Annotated in this window: 9 protein-coding genes; 7 read left to right on the top strand and 2 right to left on the bottom strand. The window is 59.6% G+C overall.

What is annotated here, in order from left to right; all coding sequences use genetic code 11:
• Positions 1-236: 236 nt before the first annotated feature.
• From PMI32_RS00770 to PMI32_RS00780, 3 genes are read left to right on the top strand one after another with little or no spacing between them, the layout of a single operon-like run.
• The gene (locus PMI32_RS00770; RefSeq protein WP_008035498.1) at positions 237-542 is read left to right on the top strand and encodes a hypothetical protein; all 306 of its coding nucleotides are present in this window, start codon (positions 237-239) and stop codon (positions 540-542) included.
• Positions 542-1,402, top strand: a complete 861-nt coding sequence (locus PMI32_RS00775) for a DUF72 domain-containing protein (RefSeq protein WP_008035497.1) — start codon at positions 542-544, stop codon at positions 1,400-1,402. The genes PMI32_RS00770 and PMI32_RS00775 overlap by 1 nt, the downstream gene beginning before the upstream one ends.
• Positions 1,403-1,435: 33 nt before the next feature.
• Positions 1,436-2,257 carry an isocitrate lyase/PEP mutase family protein gene (locus PMI32_RS00780; RefSeq protein WP_008035489.1) on the top strand — a complete coding sequence of 274 codons (822 nt, stop codon included), beginning with the start codon at positions 1,436-1,438 and terminating at the stop codon, positions 2,255-2,257.
• 75 nt (positions 2,258-2,332) lie between these two features.
• Here the strand turns inward: PMI32_RS00780 and PMI32_RS00785 are convergent, their stop codons facing one another.
• Entirely contained in the window at positions 2,333-2,953 is a 621-nt protein-coding gene (locus PMI32_RS00785; RefSeq protein WP_008035487.1) for a hypothetical protein, read from the bottom strand.
• 94 nt (positions 2,954-3,047) lie between these two features.
• Here PMI32_RS00785 and PMI32_RS00790 point away from each other — a divergent pair, with 94 nt between their 5' ends.
• Complete coding sequence (locus PMI32_RS00790) at positions 3,048-3,830, top strand: class I SAM-dependent methyltransferase (protein WP_008035485.1); 783 nt, start codon at positions 3,048-3,050, stop codon at positions 3,828-3,830.
• 108 nt (positions 3,831-3,938) lie between these two features.
• Here the strand turns inward: PMI32_RS00790 and PMI32_RS00795 are convergent, their stop codons facing one another.
• Entirely contained in the window at positions 3,939-4,583 is a 645-nt protein-coding gene (locus tag PMI32_RS00795) for a TetR/AcrR family transcriptional regulator (protein ID WP_008035483.1), read from the bottom strand.
• A 94-nt stretch (positions 4,584-4,677) separates the two neighbouring features.
• Here PMI32_RS00795 and PMI32_RS00800 point away from each other — a divergent pair, with 94 nt between their 5' ends.
• The 3 genes from PMI32_RS00800 to PMI32_RS00810 all read left to right on the top strand — a co-directional run bounded on the left by PMI32_RS00800 (position 4,678) and on the right by PMI32_RS00810 (position 10,385).
• Positions 4,678-5,778 (top strand): efflux RND transporter periplasmic adaptor subunit, encoded by a 1,101-nt coding sequence (locus PMI32_RS00800; RefSeq protein ID WP_008035482.1) that lies wholly within the window; start codon positions 4,678-4,680, stop codon positions 5,776-5,778.
• 6 nt (positions 5,779-5,784) lie between these two features.
• Positions 5,785-8,859, top strand: coding sequence for an efflux RND transporter permease subunit (locus PMI32_RS00805; RefSeq protein WP_008035480.1), 3,075 nt, complete (start codon positions 5,785-5,787; stop codon positions 8,857-8,859).
• Between the two features lie 182 nt (positions 8,860-9,041).
• Entirely contained in the window at positions 9,042-10,385 is a 1,344-nt protein-coding gene (locus PMI32_RS00810; RefSeq protein ID WP_008035478.1) for a Fic family protein, read from the top strand.
• Positions 10,386-10,430 lie beyond the last annotated feature (45 nt).

Below are 10,430 nucleotides of genomic sequence, written 5' to 3'. Positions count from 1 at the left end.
GTTGATTTCCGGCACCGAGTCGGCCCTATCGCTGGCAAGCCAGCTCCTACAGGATTATCGCTAACCTTGTAGGAGCTGGCTTGCCAGCGATGGCGGTCTCCCGACCAACACCAATCGTCGTTTTATCCCCCCGCCTTTAAACCTTTTCGCAATTCTGTGTTCTAGTTATCACTAGGCGGTTTGCGAAGTGGGCTATGCGCCACTAAACTGCCATCACTGATACCGAGCATGACTTTATGCGCATAGACGGCCTTTCCTCTCAGTCCTACCCCATCAAGCGCAAGCCTCGCAAAGGGCATGTGGTTGAGGACGATTCCGTCGATATCGAGGGCGAGCTGGAATTCCCTTCGGAAGAGCAAATGGCCGCCCGCGCTGCCAAAGCCTCCGCGCAGCGCCTGAGCAATCTGCCGGCGCGCCAACAAGACATGATTTACCACCGCGCCATGAGCAAAAGCGTCGCGATGGCCCTGGCCAGCTACCTCAGCACCGCCAATTTTGTCGATTGGGATTCGGATGTGATGGGTCTCGACCTGTATATCTGATGCGGTTGCCTTACTACCTCGGCTGCCCGTCCTGGAGTGAAAACGCCTGGCGCGATTACCTTTATCCGCATGACGCGAAAACCTCCGAATTTCTTAATCTGTATTCTCAAGTATTCAACGCCGTGGAAGGCAATACGACCTTCTACGCGAGCCCGGCTGCCAGCACCGTGCAGCGTTGGGCCGAGACCATGCCCGAACACTTTCGCTTCACCGCCAAATTCCCCGGCGACATCAGCCACGGCGGTGACCTGCGCGAACAATTGACCGCCACCGAAACCTTCCTGCAATTGCTCAGCCCTTTGGGCGAGCGGGTGTCGCCGCTGTGGTTACAGTTGTCGAAAAGCTTCACGCCGCAACGATTGCACGAGCTGGCGGGTTTTATCGACGCAGTGGACCGGCCGCTGGCCATCGAAGTGCGGCATGACGATTTCTTCGCCAAGGGTGAGGCCGAGCGTTCGCTCAATCGCCTGCTGCTGGATCGCGGTGTTGAACGTATCTGCCTCGATCCGCGGGCGTTGTTCAGCTGCACGTCCACCGATCCTTCGGTGCTCCACGCCCAATCGAAGAAACCCAGAGTTCCGCCACGTCCGGCGGCCTTCACGCAATTCCCGCAAGTGCGCTTCATTGGCCATCCGCAACTGGAAGCCAACGACCCGTTCCTGGTGCCCTGGGTCGAGAAAATCGCCCTGTGGATCGAAGAGGGGCGCACGCCGTATATCTTCCTGCACACCGCCGACAACCTGCTGGCGGCGAAACTGGCGCAACGTTTTCACGCAAAGCTGATGCTGCGTTTACCTGGCTTGCCGCCGCTGCCTGAGCTATACAGAGAGCCCGCCGCCGAGCAACTTGGCCTGCTCTGAGGCGGATTCCCTGCCTTTTTCAGGAGCCTGCCAATGGATGCGCAAACCCTTCGAGCCCAAGCCTTCAAAGCACTGCATGAACGCGCCGGGGCTTTTGTCATTCCCAACCCGTGGGACGCCGGCTCGGCGAAAATGCTCGCCAACCTGGGCTTCGAGGCGCTGGCGACCACCAGTGCCGGTTTTGCCTTTTCTCAGGGGCGACCCGATGGCGGGCTGACGCTGGACGATACCCTGGCGAACGTTCGGGCGATTGTCGCGGCGACGGACCTGCCGGTTGCGGTCGATCTGGAAAACGGTTTTGCCGACGATCCCGCCGAATGCGCCCAAAGCATTCTGCGAGCCGCTGCAGCAGGCGCTGTCGGTGGTTCGATCGAAGACGCCACGGGACGTGCAGGCGCGCCGATTTACTGCTTTGAGCATGCCGTGGCGCGAATCGAAGCCGCCGTCGCCGCCGCCCGCAGTTTGCCGTTCCCGTTCACGCTGACGGCCCGGGCCGAGAATTTTCTGCATGGCAATCCCGATCTGGACGACACCATTCGCCGCTTGCAGGCCTTCGCCGAAGCGGGCGCCGACGTGCTCTATGCGCCAGGTTTGCGCAGTGCTGAAGACGTGTTGGCGGTGGTGCGCGCCGTGGCGCCGAAACCGGTCAATGTGTTGATGTCCGGCGGGTTGAAACTGACGGTCGAGCAGTTGAGCGAAATGGGCGTCAAGCGCATCAGCGTCGGTTCGGCGCTTGCGTTGGCAGCGCTTGGCGAATTCTACCGCGCAGCCGAAGAGATCAAGACCTCGGGCACGTTCGGCTTTACCTCGCGGTCGATGCCGTACGCACAGGCCAATCAATTGTTCAAAGGCTGACAACGCGTTTTTGCGGGTGATCGCTCACCCGCTACAAACTGATGCGGCTGCGTGAGGAGAGGGTGTCGCTGAGGGTCAGGCGGCGATGCGCAGGTTCTGCAGCACGATCGGGCGAGCCCAGCCGATATCGAAATCGAAGTTCTTCTGTTGTTCCGCCAGTTCTTCCGGCGGGAACGGCGGGAATGGCTTGTCCAGCAGGTCCATTTCGAATTCGGCGATCGGCAGGTGCAGTGGACGTGGTTGCGGTGCCGGGCCGGCTTCTGGCACGGGTTGCCCGGCCGTCAGTACGATCGGGCGAACCCAGCCGCTTTCGAAGTTCTGCTGCTTTTGCTGGGCAGCGATTTCTTCCGGTGGGAACGGTGGGAATGGTTTGTCGGCCAGGTCCATTTCGAACTCGGCGATCGGCAGGAACAGCGGCTCGGGTGGCTTGACCTGGGTTTCCTTCACATCGCATTCACGCTGGGAAACGATGTGCGCCAGCAGTTCACTGCCAACCGTGGGTTCTTCCGGGCTTTCGAGATCGACTGGTGGAAAGTTGAGAGACGCCGGCACGACATCGCCCGACTGATCGGCCAGGGCCTGGGCAAAGAAATCCTGCCACAGGTGACTGACGCCGCTCAGTGCTTGGGAGTTTCGCAGGCCAAAATCGCCGTGGGGCGAGATGTAACCTATCGATGTGCGTTGAATGTCTGACATTTCTCTCGGTCGACGCTCAGCTCTGGCAAAATGCTCGTTAGTTTTGTTATCGGCCGTTTCTGCCGATCATTAATTTTTTTGAGCGTGTTTTCCCATGATTGAGCAACCGGCGGCTTGCCGCATCCATGTCGAGGCCCTGGGCACGGCTTTTCAGCCACAGGCCGAGCAATGGGCCGAGCGCCTGGGCCTGCCTTTGCAGGTCGATGACGGCGAATTTGCCTTGCAGGTGGGTGAACAGGGTTTGCAACTGCAACAGCTCGGCCCGGACGCACCGGGACCGGTGCGGGTGGACTTCGTCGAGGGTGGCGCCGCCCATCGCCGCTTGTTCGGCGGTGGCACCGGCCAGATGATCGCCAAGGCGGTCGGCATCGCCCAGGGCGTGCGCCCGCGGGTGCTGGACGCCACGGCGGGGCTGGGCAAGGACGCATTCGTGCTGGCGAGCCTGGGTTGTGAGATGAGCCTGATCGAACGTCAGCCGCTGATCGGCGCCCTGCTTGAAGATGGCCTGGCACGCGGCGCGGAAGATTTCGACGTGGCGTCGATTGTGGCGCGCATGCGATTGCTCAAGGGCAACTCGATCGAAGTCATGCGCAACTGGGAAGGCGAGCCGCCGCAGGTCATCTACCTCGACCCGATGTTTCCCCATCGTGAGAAAACCGCGCTGGTGAAGAAGGAAATGCGCCTGTTCCGGCCGTTGGTGGGGGATGACCCGGATGCGCCGGCGTTGCTCGAAGCGGCGTTGGCATTGGCCAGCCACCGGGTGGTGGTGAAGCGTCCGCGCAAGGCACCGTGCATTGCCGGGCCGAAGCCGAGTCATGCGCTGGACGGGAAATCCAGTCGGTATGACATTTATCCGAAGAAGGCGCTCAAGCCTTAAGACCGCGTCGCCCCCTTCGCGGGCAAGCCTCGCTCCTACAAAAGCACCGCGGCCCCTGTAGGAGCGAGGCTTGCCCGCGAAGAGGCCAAACCAGACAACCAATAATTATCAGGCTGTCTCGGGTCGATAAGCCCGCATAAACAACTCCACCACTTCCCGCACATGTTCCTCCGCCGCATCCCCGGTCAACGGCTCGCCACAGCCATACAACAACCGAAAATTCCCCGCGCCCTTGAGCAGGCAAAAGAAATGCTCGGCAGCGTTACGTGGCTTGTCGAGGCTCAACACACCGCTCTGATCAACCTTGGTCAGCAGCCGTTCCATGCCATGCAGCATGCGCTCTGGCCCGGCCTCGAAGAAGATCTGCGAGAGTTTCGGGTCCTGGCTACCCAGCGTCATCATCAACCGGTGCAGGTTCACCGATTCATCGCTGTTGATCAGGTGATGAAAGCCGCGCGCGATATTCAACAGCACCGTTTCCACTGAAATGCCGTCAGGCAATTCGAAAAACAGCGTAGGCAATTGCTCTTCGCATTTGGCGACAACGGCGGCGGAGAACAGCGTCTCCTTGTCGTTGAAATGACTGTAGACAGTCAGCTTCGACACGCCAGCTTCAGCCGCGACGGCGTCCATGCTGGTGCTCGCATAGCCATTGCTCAGGAACAGGATTTTCGCCGCATCGAGGATTGCCTGGCGTTTGGCCAGATCCTTGGGGCGGCCCGGACCATTGGGTGCTGAAAAGTTGTTCGGCATTATTCGCTTTTAATACTGGACTGGTGAGTTTGCTATTAATAACATACTGCTCAGTATAATTATTCCAAGCACCATTAGCGAAAGGTCCTTCACCATGTTCCGCTATGCCTTGCCCCTCGCATTGCCAGTCAGTCTGGCGCTTTTATTGTCTGCGTGTGGTCACGAAGAGGCACCGCAAGTCACCGTCCGACCGGCCATGGTGGTGCAGCCAGAGCCTTCGACACAGGCGATGGAAAGCTATCCCGGTGAAGTCCGTGCTCGCTACGAGCCGGATCTGGCGTTTCGCATTGGCGGCAAAGTCAGCCGACGACTGGTCGAAGAAGGACAGCGGGTCAAGGCCGATCAACCGCTGGCCGAACTCGATCCCCAGGACGTCCGCCTGCAACTGGAGGCCACCCGCGCTCAGGTCGCGGCGGCCGAAGCCAATCTCAATCTCGTACGTGCCGAGCGCGATCGCTACAAGACTCTGATGGATCGTCAGATGGTCAGCCGCTCGCAGTACGACAATTCCGAAAATCTATACAGATCCGGTGAAGCGCGCCTGAAGCAGATCAAGGCCGAATTCAACGTCTCGACCAACCAGGCCAGCTACGCTGTGCTGCGTGCGCCTCAGGACGGTGTGGTGGCCAAGCGTGCGGTGGAAGTCGGGCAAGTCGTCGCCGCCGGTCAAACCGTGTTTACCCTCGCCACCGATGGCGAGCGCGAAGTGTTGATCAGCCTGCCGGAACAGAGCTTCGGTCGTTTCAAGGTCGGCCAGCCGGTGTCTGTGGAACTCTGGACACAACCTGACCAGCGTTTTGCCGGGCGCATCCGTGAGTTGTCGCCCGCCGCTGATCCAAAGTCCCGCACCTTCGCCGCCCGCATTGCGTTTACCGCCGGCAAGGTTCCGGCCGAGCTTGGCCAGAGCGCCCGGGTGTTTATCCAGACTGCCGACGTCGTGGCGCTGTCGGTGCCACTCTCGGCGGTTACCGCCGAAAACGGTGCCACTTACGTTTGGGTGCTCAGCGTCAACAACACCCTGAAGAAAGCGCCGGTCCGGGTCGGCCCGTTCGGCGAGAAAACCGTGCCGGTGCTCGAAGGCCTGAACGCCAGTGACTGGGTGGTGGCGGCCGGTGTGCATGTGCTTCACGACGGGCAGCAAGTGCGCCCGGTGGATCGCTCCAACCGCGTGGTCAATCTAGCGGGCAAGGAGTAATCCCTGATGGGTTTCAATCTTTCCGAATGGGCGCTGCGTAATCGCCAGATCGTACTGTTCCTGATGCTGTTGCTGGCCATCGTCGGCGCACTTTCCTACACCAAGCTGGGCCAGAGCGAAGACCCGCCGTTCACCTTCAAGGCCATGGTGATCCGCACTAACTGGCCGGGGGCCACCGCCGAGGAAGTGTCGCGCCAGGTCAGTGAACGCATTGAAAAGAAGCTGATGGAAACCGGCGAGTACGAGCGCATCGTGTCGTTCTCTCGGCCGGGTGAATCCCAGGTGACGTTCGTTGCGCGTGACTCCATGCACTCGGTGGAGATTCCGGATCTCTGGTATCAGGTCCGCAAGAAGATTGGCGACATTCGTCATACCTTGCCACCGGGCATTCAGGGCCCGTTCTTCAACGATGAATTCGGCACCACCTTCGGCAACATCTACGCGCTGACCGGCGACGGTTTTGATTACGCGGTGCTCAAGGACTACGCCGACCGCATCCAGATTCAGCTGCAACGGGTCAAGGATGTGGGCAAGGTCGACCTGCTCGGGTTGCAGGACGAGAAGGTCTGGATCGAACTCTCCAACGTCAAACTCGCCACCCTCGGTTTGCCGTTGGCGGCAGTGCAGCAGGCGCTTGAAGAGCAGAACGCGATGTCCACGGCCGGTTTCTTTGAAACCACCAGTGAGCGATTGCAGCTACGGGTTTCGGGGAATTTTCAGACGGTCGAAGAGATCAGGAACTTCCCGATTCGCGTCGGTGATCGCACGTTCCGTATCTCCGACGTCGCGGACGTGCGTCGTGGCTTCAACGATCCTCCGGCGCCGCGCATGCGCTTTATGGCCGAAGACGCCATAGGTCTGGCCGTGGCGATGAAGGACGGCGGCGACATTCTGGTGCTGGGCAAGGCGCTGGAAATCGAGTTCGCCAGGATCCAGAAAAACCTTCCGGCCGGCATGCAGCTGCGCAAGGTTTCCGATCAACCCGCCGCGGTGAAAACCGGTGTCGGTGAGTTTGTCCAAGTGTTGGTGGAAGCCCTGGCCATCGTCCTGTTGGTGAGCTTCTTCTCCCTCGGCGTACGCACCGGCATGGTGGTGGCGCTGGCGATTCCGCTGGTGTTGGCGATGACCTTCGCCTGCATGTATTACCTGGGCATCGGCCTGCACAAGATTTCCCTTGGCGCGCTGGTGCTGGCGTTGGGCTTGCTGGTGGACGACGCGATCATCGCCGTGGAAATGATGGCGATCAAAATGGAGCAGGGCTTTGACCGGATCAAAGCCGCGAGTTACGCCTGGACCAGCACCGCGTTCCCGATGCTCACCGGCACGCTGATCACGGCCGCCGGCTTCCTGCCGATTGCCACTGCGCAATCGGGCACTGGCGAGTACACGCGTTCGATCTTCCAGGTAGTGACCATCGCGCTGCTGGCGTCGTGGATTGCCGCCGTGGTTTTCGTGCCGTATCTGGGGGAAAAGCTCCTGCCGGACCTGGCGAAGATTCATGCAGCGAAACACGGCATTGGTCAGCCTGATCCGTACGCCACGCCTTTTTATGAACGTGTCCGACGCCTGGTGGAATGGTGCGTGCGCTGGCGCAAAACGGTGATCACGCTGACAGTGGTGTTGTTTATCGCCTCCATCGTGTTGTTCCGTTTTGTACCGCAGCAGTTCTTCCCGGCCTCGGGACGACTGGAGTTGATGGTCGATCTGAAACTGGCCGAAGGCGCTTCGCTGAGCAACACCGCCGACGAGGTTAAACGCCTTGAAGGTTTACTGAAGGATCACGCCGGCATCGATAATTACGTGGCCTACGTCGGTACCGGTTCGCCGCGCTTTTACCTGCCGCTGGATCAGCAACTTCCTGCGGCGAGCTTCGCCCAGTTTGTCGTCCTGGCCAAGACCATCGAGGACCGCGAGACCCTGCGCACCTGGCTGATCGAAACCCTCAACGAGCAATTCCCGGCCCTGCGTTCGCGGGTGACGCGTCTGGAGAACGGCCCGCCAGTCGGCTATCCGGTGCAGTTCCGGGTCACCGGCGAACACATCGAGGACGTCCGCGCCCTGGCTCGAAAAGTGGCGGCCAAGGTTCGTGAGAATCCCCATGTGGCCAACGTCCACCTGGACTGGGAAGAACCGAGCAAAGTGGTTTATCTGAACGTCGATCAGGACCGCGCCCGCGCGCTCGGCGTAAGCACCGCGAACCTGTCGAAGTTTCTGCAAAGCTCGCTTACCGGTTCTAGCGTCAGTCAGTACCGCGAAGACAACGAGTTGATCGAAATCCTGCTGCGCGGCACGTTGCATGAGCGCACAGAACTGTCGTTGCTGCCGAGCCTGGCGGTGCCGACCGACAACGGTCGCAGCGTGGCGTTGTCGCAGATCGCGACGCTGGAATACGGCTTTGAAGAAGGCATCATCTGGCACCGCAACCGCTTGCCGAACGTGACGGTCCGCGCCGATATCTATGGCAAGGAACAACCGGCGACGCTGGTGCAGCAGATCATGCCGACGCTCGATCCGATCCGCGCGGAACTGCCTGACGGCTACTTGCTGGAAGTCGGCGGCACCGTGGAAGATTCCGCCCGTGGGCAGAATTCGGTGAAGGCCGGTGTGCCGCTGTTCATCGTGGTGGTGCTGACGTTGTTGATGCTGCAACTGCGAAGCTTCTCACGCACGGTGATGGTGTTTCTTACAGCGCCATTGGGATTGATCGGGGTGACCCTGTTCCTGATGGTGTTCCGCGAGCCGTTCGGTTTCGTGGCCATGCTCGGGACCATCGCGCTGTCCGGGATGATCATGCGTAACTCGGTGATTCTGGTAGACCAGATCGAGCAGGACATCGCCGCCGGGCTCAAACCGTGGCAGGCGATTATCGAAGCCACGGTGCGTCGTTTCCGGCCGATCGTGCTGACCGCGCTCGCCGCCGTATTGGCGATGATCCCGCTGTCACGCAGCGTGTTCTTCGGGCCGATGGCGGTGGCGATCATGGGCGGATTGATTGTCGCGACGGCGTTGACGTTGCTGTTTTTGCCGGCGCTGTATGCGGCGTGGTTCCGCATCAAAAAAGAACCCGCCTGCCCCCTGTAGGAGCGAGCTTGCTCGCGATGATCGTCAACGATGACGATGCAATCCTGACACCGCGCGGTGCTCTCCGGTTTATCGCGAGCAAGCTCGCTCCTACAAGTATTTCAGAATCCTCTGATATTGAGTCAGAGGGACCTGAATGCTGTACTCAAGCCTCAGTTTCATGAGGTTTTGAGACAGCAATAATGAAAAAGCCACCGAAGCTGAAGGGGCGGACCGATCCCGTGTTCGACCTCTTGGGGAAGTCACCCCACAAAGAACGCCTCTCGGATTACCTCGCCCTGCTCAAACCGCTGGATGATCAGGGACGCTATCTTCCCTTCGATGAATTGCGTTATCGCTGGGCGCCGGGGCTGGATTCGAACCTGTGTTGGGCGCTGGTAAAGAAAGCCAGAACGGCACAATACTCAAGTCTTTTGCCGCTGGGCGAGCCTGTTCAGTGGGGTAACTTCATGCTCACGCCGCTGGCGCACAAGGCGGTTTCCGCCGTCGATCGACAAACCACAACGGCTGCACTGGAATTTATGACCAGTCAGATCGGCGAGCATGCGCATTTCAGCTATCTGTTGAATGATCTGATCGAAGACGAAGCGATCAGCAGCAGCCAACTCGAAGGTGCAGCGACGACCACACGTGTGGCCAAGGACATGCTCAAGCGCAAGCGCCGGCCGCGCACGCCGGATGAGCGAATGGTGATCGGCAATTTCAAAATGATGAACTTCGCCTGGGAGAAACGTTATGAACCCCTGAGTGTCGCGCTGATTTTGGACATGCACCGGGTTGGCGTCGAAGGCATTGATGATGCGCAATACTCGCCAGGGGAGTTCAGGGGCAACGATGACGTGGTGGTGCAGGATGGCGAAGGCAACACCGTTCATACGCCCCCTCCTGCAGCGGGGGTGATGTCACGATTGCAGTTGCTGGCGAAGTGGATCAACCAGTCGCACAACGATCCTGAGCACGTGGAATACCTTCACCCACTGATCAAAGGCATCGCGCTGCATTTTGCCTTGGGCTATGAGCATCCTTTCCGTGATGGGAATGGGCGGGTCGCGCGGGCGTTGTTCTACTGGTACATGTTCAAGAGTGACTTCTCTGCCTTTCGTTACATTGCGATCAGCATTTTGTTGCGCAATGCGCCGGTGAAGTACGGGCGCTCTTATCTGAACACTGAAGCTGATGACCTCGACTTGACGTACTTCATTGATTTCCAGTGTTCGGTCGTCTTGCGTGCTGTCAGTGGTTTCACCAAGGCGTATCGGAAAAGTCTGGCGTACGCCGACAGCTTTGATCGCTGGTTGTTGGCGTCCGGTTTTTTTGAGCAATTGACCGAGAAGCAGCGTGCCGTATTCCAGGTGGCCAAGAGCGGGATGGCCAAGGAATTTACGGCAGTTAATGTGAAGGAAAACCTGAACTGCTCTTACAACACCGCGTCGGCGACCCTGAACGGGCTGGCGGATTTGAAGGTGTTTGAGAAGAGGAAGGTGGGGCGGGAGTGGGTGTTTTTCCTACGGCCTGTATCGGCCTGAATCAGTGTGGGAGCATGCCTGCTCCCACAGAGCCTTGTACTAAGG

The sequence above is a fragment of the Pseudomonas sp. GM60 genome (assembly GCF_000282415.1).
Lineage (GTDB): Bacteria > Pseudomonadota > Gammaproteobacteria > Pseudomonadales > Pseudomonadaceae > Aquipseudomonas > Aquipseudomonas migulae.
The sequence above is the reverse complement of the archived record's forward strand: the minus strand, read 5'-3'. Positions and strand labels throughout refer to the sequence as shown.